Consider the following 19,839-nt stretch of genomic DNA (forward strand, 5'->3'; position numbering starts at 1 on the left):
TTGCGCCCAGTACGCGGCAAATTGAAATATCTTGGCCTTAGTTCCAAATTCCTAGAAAAAAGGGGTGGTTAATCTACAGTTTTAATCCCTTTTTGTCAAGGTTGTATCTATAGCTTTAGGCTAAATGTCAACAATGCTTTTCTTAGGCCTAGGCACTATAATAAAGGGTTTGCGCGCAAAAAAGGGCGTGATTTTTGATAAAAAGATGACATTCGTTATCTCATAAAACAGTCAGGCAATCACGAAACGCCTACGAGGAATAAATAATGAGTTTGAAACTAGAAGAAAATTTAAAGCATCTTTATCAAGATGTTCTGAGTCGCAATCCTGGAGAAACAGAGTTTCATCAGGCGGCGCTTGAGGTTTTTGAGACCCTTAACCCGGTTATGGCAAAACACCCCGAGATCGTCAGGAAGAAAATTTTGCAGCGCATTTGTGAACCTGAGCGTCAAATTATTTTTAGAGTACCGTGGATAGATGACCGAGGTGAAGTTCAGGTTAATCGTGGCTTCCGTGTAGAGTTTAATAGTGCTTTGGGGCCATACAAGGGTGGTATTCGTTTCCATCCATCCGTTAATTTGAGTGTTATTAAATTTTTAGGTTTTGAGCAAATTTTTAAAAATGCCTTAACCGGACTACCCATTGGCGGTGGTAAGGGCGGTAGCGATTTTGATCCAAAAGATAAGTCAGACAACGAAATCATGCGTTTTTGTCAGAGCTTTATGACCGAACTCTATCGTCATATTGGTGAGCATACGGATGTGCCAGCAGGTGATATCGGTGTCGGTGCGCGCGAGATTGGTTATATGTTTGGTCAATATAAACGTATTACTAATCGATTTGAATCGGGCGTCTTTACCGGTAAAGGTATTGGCTGGGGTGGTTCTTTAGCTCGAAAAGAAGCGACAGGTTACGGCACGGTATTTTTTACCGAGGAAATGTTACAGGCGCGCGGCGATAGTTTGGCTGGTAAAAAAGTGGTTGTGTCGGGTTCGGGTAATGTTGCTATTTATGCGATCGAAAAAGCGATGACCTACGGCGCCAAAGTAATTGCTTGTTCCGATTCATCGGGCTTTATTGTCGATGAGAAGGGTATTAATTTAGATATTCTCAAGCGTCTGAAAGAAGTGGAATACTCGCGGATTGAAAAATATACCGAAGAGGTTGCTGGAGCTAAGTTCTTTAAAGATGGCTCTATCTGGTCGGTGCCGTGTGATGTGGCCTTGCCCTGTGCTACGCAAAACGAATTGAATGGTAAAGATGCTGAAATGTTGGTCAAAAATGGCTGTAAAGCGCTTGCAGAAGGGGCGAATATGCCTTGTACGCCAGACGCCATTCGCATTTTACAGCAAGCAAGTTTGGCTTATGGTCCTGGCAAAGCCGCTAATGCGGGCGGGGTGGCAACCAGTGCGCTTGAGATGCAGCAAAATGCCAGTCGCGACTCTTGGACACATGATTATACCGAGGCAAGGCTGAAAGAAATTATGGTGAATATTCATCAGAATTGTTATGAAACAGCTGAAGCCTACGGGTGCCCCAATGATTATGTAATGGGAGCCAATATTGCAGGCTTTCTACGCGTGAGTCAGGCGATGTGTGCCATGGGTGTTATCTAACACTGTAAGGTGGTTAGCAGGCCTGGTTAATGGCAGGCCTGCTGATGAAGCCGTTTTACAAAAACGGGTTCACAGAGAACGGCTGATTTAATCTACGCAAATAGATTGTCCAGTCATTTCTTCGGGCTGAGGCAGGTGCATAATCTTGAGTAAGGTTGGAATGACGTCCGGGAGACTGCCATTATCACGCAACGAAAAGCCTTGCTTGCCAACATATATAAAAGGCACCGGGTTAGTCGTGTGTGCCGTTAGCGGACTGTTGGTACTTTCATCCCATAACTGTTCTATATTGCCGTGATCAGCGGTAATTAACAGCTCTCCATTGACATTAGCAACCGCTTTGGTGATGCGCGCAAGAGCGGCATCAACAGCCTCCACGGCTTTAATACAAGCATCCAAATTGCCAGAGTGTCCAACCATGTCGGGATTGGCAATGTTGCAGATAAAGGTGTCATATTTTTCCGATTCTATGGCTTCGCACAGTTTGTCGGTAAGCTCATCGATACTCATTTCGGGTTGCAGGTCATAGGTCGCTACTTTAGGCGAGGGCACAATAATTCGGTCTTCACCTTTGTTGGGGGCTTCAACACCACCATTAAGGAAAAATGTAACGTGAGGGTACTTTTCGGTTTCTGCAATACGAAGCTGAGTTAGGCCTTGTTTTGAAATCCACTCGCCAAAAGTATTGATCAGCTTGGTTGGACGGAAGGCGACGGAAACATTAAAGTTTTTGTTATATTCGGTCAAAGTTACAAAATCGCTTAGCACCGGGGAAGCGTCGCGATGAAAGTCAGCAAAGTCACGCTCGATGAAAGGACGTGTTAATTGGCGAGCACGGTCGGCACGGTAATTCATAAATATAATCGCATCACCGTCTTTGATTTTTACCGGCTTACCGTTTTTCTTTAAAATGGCTGTGGGTAAGATAAACTCATCGGTCTCGCCTCGTGAATAGGCCATCTTAATAGCGTCTTTAGCAGAGTCAACCGTAAAGTCACCCTGGCCAGAGGCAATGACGTCAAATGCTTTTTGGGTGCGCTCCCAGCGATTATCACGATCCATTGCATAATAACGGCCTGTGATGGAAGCAATGCGACCACTCTCGAGGGTTTTTAAATGTTGCTCTATATCCTTAATATAGCCAAGTGCGCTTTGCGGTGCCGTGTCACGGCCATCGGTAAATAAATGTAGGTTGGTTTTTGCGCCACGTTTTATGGCCAGGGTTGCTGCGGCTTTGATATGACTGATATGTGAATGCACGCCACCATCAGAAATCAGGCCTAAGATATGTACGGCACGCCCACGCGATGTTGCGGAATCAACGGCGTGAACTAGGGCGCTATTATCAAAGAAAATCCCGTCATCAATAGCTTTTTGAATGCGTGTTAGCTCTTGATAAACGACACGGCCGGCACCCAGGTTGAGATGGCCAACCTCCGAGTTGCCCATCTGCCCGTCGGGTAAGCCTACGTTTAGTCCAGACGTGTTGATAAGAGTGTTTGGGTTGCTAGCAAGTAATGCGTCCCATGTTGGTGTGTTCGCTTGAGCAATTCCATTGTGTTCGCGGTGTGGGTTGTGCCCCCACCCGTCCAAAATAATAAGGCCCGCCAAATGTCGTTTGTTGGGTGTTTCCTGCGTCATTAATGTGTCCTGTTGTTAAATTTAGTAATAAATTGGATTTATTGTAGCCAGTTTCGCTGTTAAAATCACTAGATTTGCTGAGAGGCCCATTAGTTAAGGATAAAACTATGTTTGCAGATTTTGTTGCTCAAAACGTATTGCTGTTTGTCGCGCTCGCTGTGATTACGCTGATGCTGTTATATTCGTATGTTGGTGACCGTTTTTTAGGTTACCAACAAGTTTCGCCGGAAGAAGCGACACGCTTATATAACCAAGGCGCTATAGTGGTTGACGTGCGTTCAGATGCCGAATTTAAAACGGGTTATATTGGTGAAGCACGCCATATTTCTAGTAGTGAACTCAAAGATAAAATGTCGACTTTAGACCACTTTAAAGACAAGCAAATTTTAGTTTACTGCCAATCAGGCGCTCGTTCCGGAGGTGCTGCAAGTCAATTAGTAAAAGCGGGTTTTAGTCAAGTCGCTAATTTACGTGGCGGTGTGTTGGCCTGGAAAATGGCGGGTTTGCCCCTAAATCAACCGGTATCGAAAAAGGCGCGTCGCAAAGGTAAGGGTGCGGCATGACAGGCTTAGTGGTGGTTTATGCCAATAATACCTGCCCATACTGCTCTAAGGCCCGCAAGCTGCTAGACCAAAAAGGGGTTGCCTATACTTGGCATAATATTGACCAAATCCCCAACGGTTGGCAGAAAGTAAAAGAGGTGTCAGGACGACACACTATTCCTCAAATTTTTATTGGTGACCATCATGTGGGTGGTTGTGACGAATTATACGCGGCTGACAAATCGGGTCAGCTGGATAAAATATTAGCAAAGGTTAACTGAAATGGCTGAAGAAAAACGCTTTTTAATTAATAAAATTTATGTCAAAAATGTGTCATTTGAAGCACCGAATTCACCAGCAATGTTTGCGGTTGAGTTCAAGCCGAAAATGGATGTGAATTTAAATGTCGAAAGTTATAACCTGGAAAATGACATTTATCACGTTATGGTACGGGTAACTGTAACCGTTAAAATTGATGACAAAACCGCCTTTTTATGTGAAGTTGACCAGGCAGGTGTTTTCACAATTGCGAATTTTGAGCAGGCCGAATTAGGTTATATGTTGGGTAGCCAGTGCCCTAACATTCTGTTCCCCTTTGCCCGTGAGGCAGTATCGGACTTAGTCGTCCGTGGTGGGTTCCCGCAGCTGTTATTAGAGCCCGTTAACTTTGATGCGCTTTATGCAAATCATATGCAGCAAAAGCAAACACAAGATACGGGCAGTGAATCCGGTGCACGTACTGCGCCACAAAACGAAATTGGTTAAATGATGAAATTGGTTAAATGATTAGGTGTAAAAGCTTTGCATAAGCTAGCCGTTCTAGGTGCCGGTGCTTGGGGAACCGCATTGGCCGTTCAGCTTGCAAAAAATGACCATCAGGTTGTGCTATGGGCGCACAGTTATACTCACGCTGAGCATATGGTGTTGCAGCGTGAAAACCCTCGTTATTTGCCTAACATTACATTTCCAGACTCTTTGCAGGTTACTGCCGATTTAGCGGGTGCGTTAGCTGATGTTGATGGCGTTTTGCTTGTTGTCCCCAGTGATGCCTTTGCGGACACTTTAAAACGAGTGGTGCGATTATCGGGTTGTCCTCAGCATTTGGCTTGGGCAACGAAAGGTTTCGACCCTCACAATCAGCGCCTGTTGCATCAGGTCGTGGTCGATGAGCTGGGTATTGATGCGCCTATGGCGGTGCTTTCAGGGCCCACTTTTGCGGACGAGGTTGCTAGAGGGTTGCCGACCGCAATGGTGAGCGCCTCGCCTCAACCTGTTGAAGCCGAGTTTTGGGCGCAGGCTTTTCATTATGCACACTTTCGCATGTATACTCAGGCCGATATTGCAGGCGTCGAAGTCGGCGGCGCGTTCAAAAACATCATGGCCATTGCCACAGGTATTAGTGATGGTATGGCCTTGGGCGCTAATGCACGGGCCGCACTTATCGCGCGAGGAATGGTCGAAATGCAGCGTTTCGGTGCACTCTTTGATGCTCAGCCCACAACACTAATGGGTCTAGCTGGGTTGGGCGACTTGGTGCTTACCTGCACGGATGATCTGTCGCGTAACCGGCGCTTTGGTTTGAGTTTAGCAAGGTCAGGTAAAACGGCTCAGCAAGTTCAACAAGAAATCGGTCAAGTGGTTGAGGGCGTTAAAGCCGTGCGCATTGTCAAAGCAATTGCCGATAAGCACCACCTAGAACTGCCAATTGTGGAGCAGGTTTATCAGCTGGTTGAGGGCAAGATTACCGCCGAACAAGCTGTCAAAGCTTTGCTAGCTCGGGAGCTAACCGCCGAACAAGGTGCTAGTCACTAATATTACTTAATGGTTGATGCCGATTGAAAGTCAAGTTGGCGCCAGGCTTCATAAGCCATGACGGACACAGCATTGGCGAGATTCATACTGCGGGCATCGGCAACCATCGGGATGCGAAGTAGTTGGTCGTGGGGAAATTGATTGCGAACACCTTCTGGTAATCCACGGCTTTCCGGTCCAAATAAAAAAGCATCTCCAGCTTCATATTGGGGTTCATGATAATGGCGGGTTGCTTTGGTGGTGAGTGCAAATACACGATTGGGTTGCACGCTAGTTAAACACTGCTCAAGATTATCGTATTCGAACACATTCGCTAATTCGTGATAATCCAGGCCTGCTCGCCTAACCCGTTTTTCGCTTAGGTCAAATGGAAAGGGTTTAATCAAATGCAAGTGTGCGCCCATGTTGGCGCTGAGTCGAATTAAAGCCCCAGTGTTTTGTGGGATTTCAGGTTCATAAAGAATAATATGTAACATAGTAGTAGGTGTCGCTATGGTTGATTTATCAGTTAATGTGTGTGGTGTCACGTGTCACTCTCCGGTGGCAATGGCGTCCGGTAATGCCGGGTACGGGCTGGAGTATCAGGCCGTCTCCGGTTTTCGTAATCAGGACGTCGGCGCGGTATTTTTAAAAGGTACAACACTCGAGCCCAAATTAGGCAATAAGGCCGAACGAGTTTGGGAGACGCCAAACGGCCTGCTCAACTCAATCGGTCTGCAAAATCCGGGTGTTGATTATGTGGTAAAGCAATTGCTTCCGCAACTGGATTATACCGCGACGCGTTACTTCGCCAATGTGTCTGGTTCTAGCATTGAGGAATATGCGGAAGTCTGCAAGCGTTTTGATGACACGCAGCTAGCGGGTCTTGAGATTAATATCTCCTGTCCGAATGTAAAAAAAGGCGGTGCGGCGTTTGGGAATGACCCGGACATGGCCGCACGTGTGGTAGAGGCTTGTCGAGCGAGTACCTCCAAGCCATTAATTGTAAAATTGTCACCCAATCAAACCGATATTGCGGAAGGCGCGCGACGGGTCATTGATGCGGGCGCCGATGCCTTGTCTGCGATTAATACCCTAATGGGAATGTCCATTAATATAGATACTTGGCGTCCAGATTTGGGTAATAACCAAGGTGGCTTATCTGGGCCAGCGATTAAACCGGTAGCCCTATTGCGTGTCCATCAAGTCTATCAAGTTGCCAAACAGCACAATATTCCGATTATTGGCTTAGGTGGTGTCAGCAGTGCTGAAGATGCCATTGAGTTTTTTCTTGCGGGTGCCACGATGGTTGCTGTTGGCACATCCCTTGCCAAAGATCCGATGCTTATAGCGAAAATGAATAAAGACATTGCGCGTTACCTACAAAAACGGGGCTTAGGTTCGGTTAGTCAATTAACCGGAAAACTAGAATTACATACCGATACCGTCTTGTGCGGATAAAACAGAAAAAGATAGAGAGAGAAGATGTTAAGTATTGATGAACAGTTAGCCATTATTAAGCGCGGTGCCGATGAAATTTTGGTTGAAGCTGAGTTAATTGAAAAGTTAAAAACAGGGCGTCCGTTAATCGTTAAAGCCGGTTTCGACCCAACAGCACCGGATTTGCATCTTGGTCACACGGTTCTGATAAATAAACTCAAGCAATTGCAAGACCTTGGGCACGAAATTCACTTCTTAATTGGCGACTTTACCGCAATGATTGGTGATCCCACTGGGAAAAGTGCAACTAGGCCCCCGTTATCGGTAGAGGAGATTGCTGAAAATGCCCAGACTTACCAAGATCAGGTGTTTAAGATTCTCGATCCGCTAAAAACAAAAGTAGTGTTCAACTCCTCCTGGTTTAAGGATTTTTCAGCGGCCGACATGATTCGTTTAGCATCATCAGCGACTGTAGCCCGAATGTTGGAGCGTAACGACTTCGAGACCCGATATCGTGCCGGTTCACCGATTGCGATTCATGAGTTTTTATACCCGCTCGTGCAGGGGTACGATTCGGTGGCGATGCAAGCGGACCTTGAGTTGGGTGGTACTGATCAAAAATTTAACCTATTAATGGGGCGTCAATTACAGCAGCAAGCTGGGCATAGGCCGCAAGTAACCTTAACGATGCCGATCCTTGAAGGTTTGGATGGTGTACAAAAAATGTCCAAATCGCTAAACAACTATATAGGTATAAAAGATACGCCTAATGATATGTTTGGAAAGGTTATGTCTGTCTCAGATGAATTGATGTGGCGTTATTATGAGCTACTGAGCTTTGAAAGCCTGGCAACCATTGCGGGATATAAGCAAGCGGTTGCGGATGGTGAAAACCCACGTAACATTAAAGTTAAGTTGGCGATGGAGCTAGTAGCCAGATTTCATTCGGCAGAAGATGCGCAGGCGGCATTAAGCGACTTCGAAACACGTTTTTCGAAAAACGCGATTCCCGATGAGATGCCCGAATACACCTTTAAAGGAGAAATGCCTTTGGCTAACCTTCTGAAAGAAGCAGGCCTGGTCCCAACCACCTCAGAGGCTCATCGAATGATAAAACAGAGTGCGGTAAAGATTAATGGCGAAAAGGTAAGTGATGCGAAATTAGTTTTAACGAATTCGGAGTCCATTGTCGTTCAGGTTGGTAAACGCAAATTTGCTAGGATTACTTTGCAGTGATAATGAAACGGCAGATAAGTTTTGTAAATATCTGTAATAAATGAAATTTATAAAAAACAGTAAAAAAACTCTAAAAAAGACTTGCAAGGAAAATCGGAGTCTGTAGAATACGCCTCACTTCGAAGCGATGCGCCAAGAAGGGAAGAAACAAGCGGTTTGAGTGAAAAGATTTTGAAAATAAATATTGACACTAAAGCGCGGGCCTGGATATAATAGCGGGCTTCCAAACAACAAATTGTTGTGCTGGAAAACGAATAAGACGTTCTTTAAAAATCAGGTAATTCAGAGATAATTTATGTGGAAGTGTCTAGATGAGCTGACCGCAAAAATTAACTCGAAACGACAATGTAAGTATAGGTAGAGGTAACTCTTCCATGTTTCTTTGTCAATTCCGAGTGTTATAAAAATGTTCAAGATTAAACTGAAGAGTTTGATCCTGGCTCAGAATGAACGCTGGCGGCAGGCCTAACACATGCAAGTCGGACGGTAACAGGGGAGCTTGCTCCTGCTGACGAGTGGCGGACGGGTGAGTAAGGCATGGGAATCTGCCCTTTGGTTGGGGATACCGTATGGAAACGTACGTTAATACCGAATGAGATCTACGGATGAAAGGTGGCCTCTACTTGTAAGCTATCGCCAAAGGATGAGCCCATGTTAGATTAGCTAGTTGGTGAGGTAATGGCTCACCAAGGCGACGATCTATAGCTGGTTTGAGAGGATGATCAGCCACACTGGGACTGAGACACGGCCCAGACTCCTACGGGAGGCAGCAGTGGGGAATATTGGACAATGGGGGCAACCCTGATCCAGCCATGCCGCGTGTGTGAAGAAGGCCCGAGGGTTGTAAAGCACTTTTAGTGAGGAGGAAAGGCAGTTAGTTAATACCTGATTGCTGTGACGTTACTCACAGAAAAAGCACCGGCTAACTCTGTGCCAGCAGCCGCGGTAATACAGAGGGTGCAAGCGTTATTCGGAATTACTGGGCGTAAAGCGCGCGTAGGCGGATTGTTAAGTCAGTTGTGAAAGCCCTGGGCTCAACCTAGGAACGGCGATTGAAACTGGCAGTCTAGAGTTTAGTAGAGGGAAGGGGAATTTCTGGAGTAGCAGTGAAATGCGTAGATATCAGAAGGAACATCAGTGGCGAAGGCGCCTTCCTGGACTAAAACTGACGCTGAGGTGCGAAAGCGTGGGGAGCAAACGGGATTAGATACCCCGGTAGTCCACGCCCTAAACGATGTCAACTAGCTGTTGGTCTTATTAAAAAGATTAGTAGCGCAGCTAACGCGATAAGTTGACCGCCTGGGGAGTACGGTCGCAAGATTAAAACTCAAAGGAATTGACGGGGGCCCGCACAAGCGGTGGAGCATGTGGTTTAATTCGATGCAACGCGAAGAACCTTACCATCCCTTGACATCCACAGAACTTTCTAGAGATAGATTGGTGCCTTCGGGAACTGTGAGACAGGTGCTGCATGGCTGTCGTCAGCTCGTGTCGTGAGATGTTGGGTTAAGTCCCGCAACGAGCGCAACCCTTATCATTAGTTGCTACCATTTAGTTGAGAACTCTAATGAGACTGCCGGTGATAAACCGGAGGAAGGCGGGGACGACGTCAAGTCATCATGGCCCTTATGGGATGGGCTACACACGTGCTACAATGGTCGGTACAAACAGTTGCGAAGCCGCGAGGTGGTGCGAATCTGAAAAAACCGATCGTAGTCCGGATTGGAGTCTGCAACTCGACTCCATGAAGTCGGAATCGCTAGTAATCGCAAATCAGAATGTTGCGGTGAATACGTTCCCGGGCCTTGTACACACCGCCCGTCACACCATGGGAGTGGGTTGCACCAGAAGTAGCTAGTCTAACCTTCGGGAGGACGGTTACCACGGTGTGATTCATGACTGGGGTGAAGTCGTAACAAGGTAGCCCTATCGGAAGGTGGGGCTGGATCACCTCCTTTAAGACGAAGCGGCAGTAAGTTTAGGCGCTTTCACATAAATTGTCTCTGAATTACGAAAGAACGGCCTGGGTGCGCTCAGGTTAAAGAGGACCTGGGTCTGTAGCTCAGTTGGTTAGAGCGCACCCCTGATAAGGGTGAGGTCGGTGGTTCGAATCCACCCAGACCCACCACATGGGGTTATAGCTCAGCTGGGAGAGCGCCTGCCTTGCACGCAGGAGGTCGGCGGTTCGATCCCGCCTAACTCCACCAATAAACACCGCTCATGGTGTTTTGGTTGATGAAAATTAGCTAAGAAACTATGAGCGGTTTTTATTGTTATTAGAGAAGATGAAAGTCTTTTGTAGTGACATGAAGTCGAAGTTCTTTAAAAATTAGGAAAAGATCTCTTCAAAAGAGAAGGTTAGTGCGCGTTGATGAGACGGCATTAACCCGGTGAGTGTGACCTCCAATCATGCTCACCAAACTTAGGTAACATGTATCTTGATGAGCAATCTCAAGCGAACATGTCAGCGAAGAATCTTAATTGCGTTGTGCACTCAAAGAGGGTGCCTTGATTGAGTTTTTAGAGATAGGAATTCAACACAAAAGGTCAAGGTCAACGAGTTAGTTTACTAATAAGTTATTTTTGAGTTGTATAGTTAAGTGATTAAGCGTACACGGTGGATGCCTAGGCGGTAGAAGGCGATGAAAGACGTGATAGCCTGCGAAAAGCTCCGGTGAGGTGGCAAATAACCTTTGACCCGGAGATGTCTGAATGGGAAAACCCATCCTTTCGAGGATATCCCTTAATGGGAGGCTAACCCGGGGAACTGAAACATCTAAGTACCCGGAGGAAAAGAAATCAACCGAGATTCCCTAAGTAGCGGCGAGCGAACGGGGACCAGCCCTTAAGCAAGGACTAAGTTAGCAGAACGCTCTGGAAAGTGCGACGATACGAGGTGATAGTCCTGTATGCGAAAGCTTTATTCTTGTGAAATCGAGTAGGACGGGACACGTGAAATCCTGTCTGAACATGGGGGGACCACCCTCCAAGGCTAAATACTCTCTACCGACCGATAGTGAACCAGTACCGTGAGGGAAAGGCGAAAAGAACCCCAGGAGGGGAGTGAAATAGAACCTGAAACCGTGTACGTACAAGCAGTGGGAGCCCCATCACTAAGCTACTTTAAAAGTAGTCATGTGATTATCTTTACTTGTAAGTGTTAAGTGAGCGAAGCGAGCTAAACCAAAAAACAAGCAGAGGTAGCTTAGTGATGGGGTGACTGCGTACCTTTTGTATAATGGGTCAGCGACTTACTGTGTGTTGCGAGGTTAACTGAATAAGGGAGCCGTAGGGAAACCGAGTCTTAAATGGGCGATAGTAGCATGCAGTAGACCCGAAACCGGGCGATCTATCCATGGCCAGGATGAAGGTTGAGTAACATCAACTGGAGGTCCGAACCCACTAATGTTGAAAAATTAGGGGATGAGCTGTGGATCGGAGTGAAAGGCTAATCAAGCTCGGAGATAGCTGGTTCTCCCCGAAAACTATTTAGGTAGTGCCTCATGTCTCACTGTTGGGGGTAGAGCACTGTTATGGTCTAGCGGGCCGTCAAGGCTTAGCAGCCCATTGCAAACTCCGAATACCAACAAGTGCAATCATGGGAGACAGACAGCGGGTGCTAACGTCCGTTGTCAAGAGGGAAACAACCCAGACCGCCAATTAAGGTCCCTAAACACGGCTCAGTGGGAAAGGATGTGGGAAGGCTTAGACAGTCAGGAGGTTGGCTTAGAAGCAGCCATCCTTTAAAGAAAGCGTAATAGCTCACTGATCGAGTCGGCCTGCGCCGAAGATTTAACGGGGCTAAGTCGTGTACCGAAATTGCGGATGCCGTAAGGCATGGTAGGGGAGCGTCGTGTAAGTCTGTGAAGGTGTGCTGTCAGGCATGCTGGAGATATCACGAGTGCGTATGCTGACATAAGTAGCGATAAAGGGCGTGAAAAACGCCCTCGCCGAAAGCCCAAGGTTTCCTACGCAACGCTAATCGACGTAGGGTTAGTCGGCTCCTAAGGCGAGGCCGAAAGGCGTAGTCGATGGGAAACAGGTTAATATTCCTGTACTTTTTATAACTGCGATGGAGGGACGGAGAAGGCTAGGCCAGCAAGGCGATGGTTGTCCTTGTTTAAGGCGGTAGGCAGAAGGCTTAGGTAAATCCGGGTCTTTAATGCCGAGAACTGATGACGAGTCCATTAGGACGAAGTGGTTGATGCCCTGCTTCCAAGAAAATCTTCTAAGCTTCAGGTTATAAGAAACCGTACCCCAAACCAACACAGGTGGGCAGGATGAGAATTCCAAGGCGCTTGAGAGAACTCGGGTGAAGGAACTAGGCAAAATAACACCGTAACTTCGGGAGAAGGTGTGCCCTTGAAGGTGAAGGCCTTGCGCTGTAAGCTTTTGAGGGTTGCAGAGACCAGGTGGCTGCGACTGTTTATTAAAAACACAGCACTGTGCAAAATCGAAAGATGACGTATACGGTGTGACGCCTGCCCGGTGCCGGAAGGTTAATTGATGGGGTTAGCTGTAAAGCGAAGCTCTTGATCGAAGCCCCGGTAAACGGCGGCCGTAACTATAACGGTCCTAAGGTAGCGAAATTCCTTGTCGGGTAAGTTCCGACCTGCACGAATGGCGTAACGATGGCCACACTGTCTCCACCCGAGACTCAGCGAAATTGAAATCGCGGTCAAGATGCCGTGTACCCGCGGCTAGACGGAAAGACCCCGTGAACCTTTACTATAGCTTTGCACTGGACTTTGATACTATCTGTGTAGGATAGGTGGGAGGCTTTGAAGCTCGGACGCTAGTTCGGGTGGAGCCATCCTTGAAATACCACCCTGATCGTATTGAGGTTCTAACCTCGGCCAGTGAATCCTGGTCAGGGACAGTGTATGGTGGGTAGTTTGACTGGGGCGGTCTCCTCCTAAAGAGTAACGGAGGAGCGCGAAGGTACCCTCAGCACGGTCGGACATCGTGCAATGAGCGCAAGAGTAAAAGGGTGCTTGACTGCGAGACAGACACGTCGAGCAGGTGCGAAAGCAGGTTCTAGTGATCCGGTGGTTCTGTGTGGAAGGGCCATCGCTCAACGGATAAAAGGTACTCCGGGGATAACAGGCTGATACCGCCCAAGAGTTCATATCGACGGCGGTGTTTGGCACCTCGATGTCGGCTCATCACATCCTGGGGCTGAAGTCGGTCCCAAGGGTATGGCTGTTCGCCATTTAAAGTGGTACGCGAGCTGGGTTTAGAACGTCGTGAGACAGTTCGGTCCCTATCTGCCGTGGGCGTTGGAGAATTGAGGGGGGCTGCTCCTAGTACGAGAGGACCGGAGTGGACGAACCGCTGGTGTTCCAGTTGTCCTGCCAAGGGCACTGCTGGGTAGCTACGTTCGGGAAAGATAACCGCTGAAAGCATCTAAGCGGGAAACTTGCCCCAAGATGAGTTCTCCCTAGACTTTAAGTCTTCTAAAGAGCCGTTCAAGACCAGGACGTTGATAGGCAAGGTGTGGAAGCGCAGTAATGTGTGAAGCTAACTTGTACTAATTACTCGTGAGGCTTAACTATACAACTCAAAAGTGACTTAACTGATGTGTGAGCTTGAGAAAGCCGCAAGATCAAGTTATCTAAGTAAAACCCAGGAAGAGATCGATTCCTAAACAAAGAATTTTAGCCGGGTGTGGCGACACATCAGGCAAAGCCGAATTGCTTGGCGACCATAGCGGAATGGAACCACCTGATCCCTTCTCGAACTCAGAAGTGAAACGTTCCAGCGCCGATGGTAGTGTGGGGTCTCCCCATGCGAGAGTAGGTCATCGCCAAGCTCCACATCCTAAACCCCTCTAATGAGGGGTTTTTTTTTGCCTATTTTTTACTGGTTGTATTAATGTATCTTTATTTAGACATATCTATTACCGATGAATTAGTTCCGGAGTCTTGTCTGTGATAACAAGTAATTCAGTAATGCCTTCAATAATGACCAGGTTAGATAAGTACCAAGCAGTTTACCAGTTCAAATTCAAGCGACTCGCATCAACAAATAGCTTTCTGAAAGACATAGCAGGCTTTACTAATCACCCGGTAACATGTGTCGCAGATTGTCAAACTAAGGGATATGGTCAACAGAACCGTAATTGGGCTAGTCAAGAAAATGACATTGCTATGTCATTAATGCTTCCAATGCCTCATATAGACAATAGCATTAGACTTCCAGACGGTCTATCCCAGCGTGTTGCACTTGCCATTGCCGAAGCGCTTGCTGAGCAAAGCCACCAAAACATACAGCTAAAATGGCCGAACGACATATTTATAAATAACGCCAAAGTCGGTGGAATTTTAATTGAATTGGAGCGCGCAGCAAACGGACAGTGGTTAATTATTATCGGGCTGGGTGTAAACTTACAACCACCGTTACAACATCCCGATGCAAGCTATAAACGGGGTTGGTTTATTCCTAATACAAGCCGTAATCAACTGATAGGTTCCATCGAAGCACATCTAATTAAGACACTCTTTACGAGTGCTAAGATAACTTCAGCACCGCTAAACGTAAACGCATGGCAAGCGCGGGACCTTTTTACTCAAGGCGAAACAATTTATGTGGTTTCGACGCAAAATAAACCACAGATCGCCTACTATCAGGGAATTAATCTTCAAGGCGAAGCCATGGTATATTATGCCCATCAGCCAAATAAGCTAGTGCGTCTAAATTCTGGGACGGTTAGTTTACGAACCTATGAGACCAATGAAGATGGAACCAACTAGCCTGCTAATTGACCAGGGTAATAGTCAACTAAAATGGGCGCTTATTAAGAACGAACAGTTCCGCTTTATAGCGTCAGGGCAATGTAAATCACTAGTGGCGTTTCAACACCAGTTAGCCGGGGAAGCCCCAATTCTGAGCAGTATATCGAAAGTATGGATCAGTTCTGTTGCTAAACAGGCGCAACAAACCCAACTACTCGAACTACTAGCCGATTACCCATTAAATACGCATCTAGCCAAAACACCGTTGATTAGCCAAAATCCTCACCTTATTAATGGCTATGACAACCCAGCTCAACTGGGTATCGATCGTTGGCTAGCTTTATTAGCTTGCGGTCACTTTTATGGCTATCCGTGTGTGCTTGTTGATGCGGGGAGTGCGTTAACTTTGGATTACGTTGACCATACGGGTCATCATCATGGTGGATGGATACTACCAGGTCTAGCAAAATCGATACAAAGTCTCACAGCACATACTCGGCTATCTGAAACAGACCTTAGTCATCAAAATTACACCATGGATTTTGAAGTCACTGAGCTGAAGATGGGTACCGATACTACGCAAGGCATTCAAGCAGGCCTGCTAGCAGGTGCGGTGGGCGCTATTGATCAGTTTCTCCAACAGGCAATACAGACGCAGGACAATGCAACTCCATCATTCCCCAATGCTAACGCCATAAACAAAATTATATGTGGTGGAGAAGCCCCTTTCATACAGCCTTTGCTTAGTGGAAAATGGCGATATGAGAAAGATCTCGTTTTAAAAGGATTAGCGCTATACGCACAATCTAATCAACCAGCCAAATCAAACTAACTTAAATTTCTGCTAATTTTGTTTAAAACATATTGACTCTTAATTAAACCAACTTATAATAGCGCGCATTGCCGACATAGCACAACTGGTAGTGCAACTGATTTGTAATCAGTAGGTTGGGGGTTCGAGTCCCTCTGTCGGCACCACTTCTTAGTTACCCTCCAAACCAATTGCGTCAAGCTATCGACAGCACAACCATGATGAGTTTCTAATTTGTATACTTTGCCTCAACTCGCAAGGCTGATATAATATCGAAAATTTTATATGGAAAAAACATGAACCAACAATCTAGTTATAGCCGTGAAGAGTTGCTCCAATGTGGGCGTGGTGAATTATTCGGACCAGGCAATGCCCAGCTCCCCAAACCGCCAATGCTCATGTTTGATCGCATTACCGAAATTTCTGAAGAGGGCGGTGCCCATGGTAAAGGCATCATTCGTGCCGAGCTAGATATCACGCCAGACCTGTGGTTTTTTGAATGCCATTTTAACGAAGACCCGGTAATGCCAGGCTGTTTAGGGCTTGATGCAATGTGGCAACTGATTGGTTTTTTCCTCGGTTGGACCGGTGGTCCAGGACGCGGGCGTGCATTGGGCTCAGGCGAAGTTAAATTCTATGGCCAAATTCTGCCTAAAGCAAAAAAAGTAGAATATGTCATTGAAATGAAGCGTGTCATTAAGCGCAAACTCTACATGGGCATTGGCGACGCCAAATTGTTTGTAGATGGTCGCGAAATTTACAGTGCTACCGACCTAAAAGTCGGCTTGTTTACCAACACGGATAGTTTTTAATATGAAAAGAGTTGTCATCACCGGACTTGGCATCGTCTCGAGCCTAGGAAATAAAAAACAAACAGTAGCCGAATCGCTCAAACTGGGCAAGTCAGGCATTGTTGCCGCGCCTGAATACACTGAAAATGGTATGCGGTCACAAATTCATGGTGCTATTAAAGACCTCAGCTTTGAAGAACTTATTCCCCGCAAACAACTGCGTTTTATGGGTGATGCCGCGGCCTACAGCTACATTGCTATGGAACAAGCTATTGCAGACTCCGGTTTAACCCCAGAGATGGTCTCAAATGAGCGTACGGGTATTATTGCTGGCTCGGGCGGTGGTTCCAACTCAAACTCAACCCAAGCGGTAGAAATTACACGCGAAAAAGGCGTTAAGCGGGTAGGCCCTTACATGGTAACTCGTACTATGGGCAGCACAGTATCAGCCTGCCTAGCTACCCCGTTTAAAATCAAAGGTATTAACTACTCGATTAGCTCGGCCTGCTCAACCAGTGCGCACTGTGTCGGTACGGCTGTTGAACAAATCCAACTTGGCAAGCAAGATGTCGTGTTTGCCGGTGGTGGCGAAGAGCTACACTGGACCATGTCGGTACTGTTTGATGCCATGGGTGCTCTATCATCCAAATATAACGACACACCAGAAAAAGCATCCAGAACCTATGACGCCAATCGTGATGGTTTTGTTATCGCGGGTGGCGGTGGCATGGTTGTCGTTGAAGAGCTCGAGCACGCATTGGCACGTGGTGCAAAAATTTACGCTGAAATCGTTGGCTATGGCGCTAACTCAGATGGCTACGACATGGTCGCCCCATCGGGTGAAGGTGCGGTTCGTTGTATGCGTCAAGCACTTAGTACGGTTGAAGGTCCAATTGATTACATCAACCCGCATGGCACCAGTACGCCAGTCGGTGATACTAAAGAAATGGCGGCTGTTCGTGAGGTTTTTGGTAACCAAGTACCAAAAATCAGTTCAACTAAAGCCATGTCCGGTCACTCGCTGGGTGCCGCCGGGGTACACGAATTAATTTACAGCCTATTAATGATGGAAGAGGATTTTATCGCGCCGTCAATAAATATCGAAGCGCTGGACCCTGACTGCGAAGGGATGCCGATTGTTACTGAAACTATCTATAACGCGGGTCTTAACCGCATTATGAGCAATAGCTTTGGATTTGGTGGCACGAATGCTTCATTAGTGGTTCAGCGTTACGCTAAATAGCCGCTAAATAGCCACGAAATAATATATCTGTTAAATAATCTGTCTATAGCGGTGCTCAACACACCGCTTTTTTGGACTACTTGTAGAATCAACACTCAATAATCCACTTTCAGCACCGTCCAAAAAAGCAGCGCTGTGCAGGCAATCGGCATTGGCTTAACTGATTTTGATACATAATACTTCGCTGTTCCACCCGTTTTGCCACCGACATTAACCAAGGCTTTTGCTCATAGGTCTTGCGCCTAAAACCGCCATGACCCTCGTGATAGGCCAAATACAAATTATACGGGTCATTAAGCGCGATTCCGTTGCGCGAATGCGACAAGCTGTTATACCAGCCAATAAAATCTAACGCATCGTTAAGGTTAGTACGCCTTGCCCGTAAATTACCCGTTGCTTTTTGATAATCAGACCAAGTGCCATCAAGCGCCTGGGCATAGCCTAGTGCACTGGATGCTCGACGCCCCGGAATCACGCCTAAATGGGTTTTACGCGGTGGACGCGCGTCGTGCACAAAACGCGACTCCTGGTGCACAAACGCTTTTTGAATCGCAATCGAGGTCCCCCATTTGTCCTGAGAGCGCTTCGCCGCGGTATACCATTGGCGATCATGCTTAATCAAATTACAAACATTATCATGGACGGATGGCGGCGGATTGCGATTAGTGGCACAGCCCTGAAGCGTCAAAGTGCCAATCATTAAACCGCCCAACACAAGTTTATTCCAGTGGTTCAAGTATTTCCCCTCCGTATAAAATAAAAGGTCGCCTCGGCGTATATTATTTATATGTAATAACACTAGCAACGCATTAGCACTAAAATCACAACAAAACCGCCGCCACCGCTTAATGTTCAGAAGCCGGGCTATCTAAAAATGCGTCCACAAACGCCTTCGCATTAAAGACTTGCAGATCATCAATTTTCTCACCAACACCAATAAACTTCACCGGCAAGCCCAGCGTTTGCGCCAAATTAAAAATAACGCCGCCCTTAGCCGTACCGTCCAACTTCGTAATCACCAGGCCTGTTACGCCAACTGCTTCATGAAACTGCTTAGCCTGATTAATCGCATTTTGACCAATCGAGGCATCCAACACCAGCAATACATCATGCGGCGCATCGGCATCACACTTCTGAATAACGCGCTTAACCTTCTTAAGTTCGTCCATCAAATTATGTTGCGTATGCAAACGCCCGGCCGTGTCAGCTAGCAACACATCTAAGTTTTTGGCCTGTGCTGAATGGATGGCATCAAAAATAACCGCCGCAGAATCGGCACCGGTTTTTTGTGCCATTACTGCAATTTGATTCCGCTCGCCCCAAGTTTGCAACTGTTCCACCGCCGCGGCCCGGAATGTATCGCCCGCTGCCAACATCACCTTATGTTGTTGGCGTTGTAAAAACTTAGCCAGCTTACCAATGGTGGTGGTTTTACCGGCGCCATTAATGCCCACCATCAACACCACGTGAGGTTTGGCATCACTGTTAATCACCAACGCCTGTTCAACGGGCGTCAAAATCGCCTCGAGTTGACTGGCCAAGGCTTCAAACAAGGCTTGTGGATCTTTTAACGCCTGACGCGACACCTGCTCAGTCAGCGCATCAATAATTTGGGTCGTTGCCTCAAAGCCAACATCCGCCTGCAATAACAGGGTTTCCAGCTCCTCAAGCAGTTCGTCATCAATCTGTTTTTTACCTAAAAATAACTGCGATAATCCCGACGTAAAGGCTTCGCGTGATTTTGTCAGTTGGGATTTTAGTCGCGCAAACAGCCCCATTTTCGTTGGCGTCTCCCCAGTCTCTTGCGAGACTTCGCTCACCTCGGCGACATTGCTAACCTCTTCAGGGGGTGTCTCAGTTACAATAGGTTTCTTTTTAAAAAAATCGAACATAGCCATCTCAGTAAATTAGGAAAAATGTGACGCACTGGCCCGCGCCTCTTGTAAATGTCATATCGCCCTATTATAAATAACTTATTGTTTTTTGCACTGCAA

General features: G+C 46.9%; 15 protein-coding genes, 3 tRNA genes and 3 rRNA genes. 17 read left to right on the forward strand and 4 right to left on the reverse strand.

Features of this window, described 5'->3' with window-relative positions; genetic code table 11:
• Nucleotides 1-266 precede the first annotated feature (266 nt).
• Nucleotides 267-1,616, forward strand: a complete 1,350-nt coding sequence (gene gdhA / locus THICY_RS01295) for an NADP-specific glutamate dehydrogenase (protein ID WP_013834813.1) — start codon at nucleotides 267-269, stop codon at nucleotides 1,614-1,616.
• Nucleotides 1,617-1,703: 87 nt separating this feature from the next.
• Here gdhA and gpmI read toward each other — a convergent pair whose 3' ends face one another.
• The gene (gene gpmI / locus THICY_RS01300) at nucleotides 1,704-3,257 is read right to left on the reverse strand and encodes a 2,3-bisphosphoglycerate-independent phosphoglycerate mutase (protein WP_013834814.1); all 1,554 of its coding nucleotides are present in this window, start codon (nucleotides 3,255-3,257) and stop codon (nucleotides 1,704-1,706) included.
• Between the two features lie 107 nt (nucleotides 3,258-3,364).
• On the opposite strand from gpmI, the gene THICY_RS01305 reads away from it, so the two are divergent.
• From THICY_RS01305 to THICY_RS01320, 4 genes are read left to right on the forward strand one after another with little or no spacing between them, the layout of a single operon-like run.
• Entirely contained in the window at nucleotides 3,365-3,820 is a 456-nt protein-coding gene (locus THICY_RS01305) for a rhodanese-like domain-containing protein (RefSeq protein WP_013834815.1), read from the forward strand.
• Nucleotides 3,817-4,080, forward strand: coding sequence for a glutaredoxin 3 (gene grxC, locus THICY_RS01310; RefSeq protein WP_013834816.1), 264 nt, complete (start codon nucleotides 3,817-3,819; stop codon nucleotides 4,078-4,080). Before THICY_RS01305 ends, grxC begins: the two co-directional genes overlap by 4 nt.
• 1 nt (nucleotide 4,081) lies before the next feature.
• Nucleotides 4,082-4,564 carry a protein-export chaperone SecB gene (gene secB, locus THICY_RS01315; protein ID WP_013834817.1) on the forward strand — a complete coding sequence of 161 codons (483 nt, stop codon included), beginning with the start codon at nucleotides 4,082-4,084 and terminating at the stop codon, nucleotides 4,562-4,564.
• 36 nt (nucleotides 4,565-4,600) lie between these two features.
• Nucleotides 4,601-5,611 (forward strand): NAD(P)H-dependent glycerol-3-phosphate dehydrogenase, encoded by a 1,011-nt coding sequence (locus THICY_RS01320; RefSeq protein WP_013834818.1) that lies wholly within the window; start codon nucleotides 4,601-4,603, stop codon nucleotides 5,609-5,611.
• Nucleotides 5,612-5,613: 2 nt separating this feature from the next.
• On the opposite strand, the gene THICY_RS01325 is transcribed toward THICY_RS01320, so the two are convergent.
• Complete coding sequence (locus tag THICY_RS01325; protein WP_013834819.1) at nucleotides 5,614-6,087, reverse strand: tRNA (cytidine(34)-2'-O)-methyltransferase; 474 nt, start codon at nucleotides 6,085-6,087, stop codon at nucleotides 5,614-5,616.
• A gap of 16 nt (nucleotides 6,088-6,103) precedes the next feature.
• On the opposite strand from THICY_RS01325, the gene THICY_RS01330 reads away from it, so the two are divergent.
• The 12 genes from THICY_RS01330 to fabB all read left to right on the forward strand — a co-directional run bounded on the left by THICY_RS01330 (nucleotide 6,104) and on the right by fabB (nucleotide 17,845).
• A complete protein-coding gene (locus tag THICY_RS01330) occupies nucleotides 6,104-7,051 on the forward strand; it encodes a dihydroorotate dehydrogenase (protein WP_013834820.1) in 948 nt (315 codons plus the stop codon).
• 24 nt (nucleotides 7,052-7,075) lie between these two features.
• The gene (gene tyrS, locus THICY_RS01335) at nucleotides 7,076-8,266 is read left to right on the forward strand and encodes a tyrosine--tRNA ligase (protein ID WP_013834821.1); all 1,191 of its coding nucleotides are present in this window, start codon (nucleotides 7,076-7,078) and stop codon (nucleotides 8,264-8,266) included.
• A gap of 418 nt (nucleotides 8,267-8,684) precedes the next feature.
• Nucleotides 8,685-10,224 (forward strand): 16S ribosomal RNA (locus THICY_RS01340).
• A 93-nt stretch (nucleotides 10,225-10,317) separates the two neighbouring features.
• Nucleotides 10,318-10,394 (forward strand) — tRNA-Ile (locus THICY_RS01345).
• A gap of 3 nt (nucleotides 10,395-10,397) precedes the next feature.
• A tRNA-Ala gene (locus THICY_RS01350) sits at nucleotides 10,398-10,473 on the forward strand.
• Nucleotides 10,474-10,860: 387 nt separating this feature from the next.
• Nucleotides 10,861-13,821, forward strand: a 23S ribosomal RNA gene (locus tag THICY_RS01355).
• Nucleotides 13,822-13,962: 141 nt separating this feature from the next.
• Nucleotides 13,963-14,078: ribosomal RNA gene (gene rrf / locus THICY_RS01360) — 5S ribosomal RNA — on the forward strand.
• Together the 16S, 23S and 5S rRNA genes with 2 tRNA genes alongside form the textbook arrangement of a ribosomal RNA operon.
• 118 nt (nucleotides 14,079-14,196) lie before the next feature.
• Nucleotides 14,197-15,018 carry a biotin--[acetyl-CoA-carboxylase] ligase gene (locus THICY_RS08570; protein ID WP_013834822.1) on the forward strand — a complete coding sequence of 274 codons (822 nt, stop codon included), beginning with the start codon at nucleotides 14,197-14,199 and terminating at the stop codon, nucleotides 15,016-15,018.
• Nucleotides 14,999-15,832 carry a type III pantothenate kinase gene (locus THICY_RS01370; protein ID WP_157862705.1) on the forward strand — a complete coding sequence of 278 codons (834 nt, stop codon included), beginning with the start codon at nucleotides 14,999-15,001 and terminating at the stop codon, nucleotides 15,830-15,832. Before THICY_RS08570 ends, THICY_RS01370 begins: the two co-directional genes overlap by 20 nt.
• A 70-nt stretch (nucleotides 15,833-15,902) precedes the next feature.
• Nucleotides 15,903-15,978, forward strand: a tRNA-Thr gene (locus THICY_RS01375).
• Nucleotides 15,979-16,107: 129 nt separating this feature from the next.
• Nucleotides 16,108-16,623 (forward strand): 3-hydroxyacyl-[acyl-carrier-protein] dehydratase FabA, encoded by a 516-nt coding sequence (gene fabA, locus THICY_RS01380; protein WP_013834824.1) that lies wholly within the window; start codon nucleotides 16,108-16,110, stop codon nucleotides 16,621-16,623.
• A 1-nt stretch (nucleotide 16,624) separates the two neighbouring features.
• On the forward strand, nucleotides 16,625-17,845 hold the full coding sequence (gene fabB / locus THICY_RS01385) for a beta-ketoacyl-ACP synthase I (RefSeq protein WP_013834825.1): 1,221 nt from the start codon (nucleotides 16,625-16,627) through the stop codon (nucleotides 17,843-17,845).
• 109 nt (nucleotides 17,846-17,954) lie between these two features.
• On the opposite strand, the gene THICY_RS01390 is transcribed toward fabB, so the two are convergent.
• Entirely contained in the window at nucleotides 17,955-18,581 is a 627-nt protein-coding gene (locus THICY_RS01390; protein WP_013834826.1) for a transglycosylase SLT domain-containing protein, read from the reverse strand.
• A 109-nt stretch (nucleotides 18,582-18,690) separates the two neighbouring features.
• Entirely contained in the window at nucleotides 18,691-19,737 is a 1,047-nt protein-coding gene (gene ftsY / locus THICY_RS01395) for a signal recognition particle-docking protein FtsY (RefSeq protein WP_013834827.1), read from the reverse strand.
• Between the last annotated feature and the right edge of the window lie 102 nt (nucleotides 19,738-19,839).

The sequence above is a fragment of the Thiomicrospira cyclica ALM1 genome (assembly GCF_000214825.1).
Classification (GTDB): Bacteria; Pseudomonadota; Gammaproteobacteria; order Thiomicrospirales; family Thiomicrospiraceae; genus Thiomicrospira; species Thiomicrospira cyclica.

Coding starts and splice junctions, on each gene's coding strand:
- gdhA (WP_013834813.1), top strand. CDS start 267: ATGAGTTTGAAACTAGAAGAAAATTTAAAGCATCTTTATCAAGATGTT.
- gpmI (WP_013834814.1), bottom strand. CDS start 3,257: ATGACGCAGGAAACACCCAACAAACGACATTTGGCGGGCCTTATTATT.
- THICY_RS01305 (WP_013834815.1), top strand. CDS start 3,365: ATGTTTGCAGATTTTGTTGCTCAAAACGTATTGCTGTTTGTCGCGCTC.
- grxC (WP_013834816.1), top strand. CDS start 3,817: ATGACAGGCTTAGTGGTGGTTTATGCCAATAATACCTGCCCATACTGC.
- secB (WP_013834817.1), top strand. CDS start 4,082: ATGGCTGAAGAAAAACGCTTTTTAATTAATAAAATTTATGTCAAAAAT.
- THICY_RS01325 (WP_013834819.1), bottom strand. CDS start 6,087: ATGTTACATATTATTCTTTATGAACCTGAAATCCCACAAAACACTGGG.
- THICY_RS01330 (WP_013834820.1), top strand. CDS start 6,104: ATGGTTGATTTATCAGTTAATGTGTGTGGTGTCACGTGTCACTCTCCG.
- tyrS (WP_013834821.1), top strand. CDS start 7,076: ATGTTAAGTATTGATGAACAGTTAGCCATTATTAAGCGCGGTGCCGAT.
- THICY_RS01370 (WP_157862705.1), top strand. CDS start 14,999: ATGAAGATGGAACCAACTAGCCTGCTAATTGACCAGGGTAATAGTCAA.
- fabA (WP_013834824.1), top strand. CDS start 16,108: ATGAACCAACAATCTAGTTATAGCCGTGAAGAGTTGCTCCAATGTGGG.
- fabB (WP_013834825.1), top strand. CDS start 16,625: ATGAAAAGAGTTGTCATCACCGGACTTGGCATCGTCTCGAGCCTAGGA.
- ftsY (WP_013834827.1), bottom strand. CDS start 19,737: ATGTTCGATTTTTTTAAAAAGAAACCTATTGTAACTGAGACACCCCCT.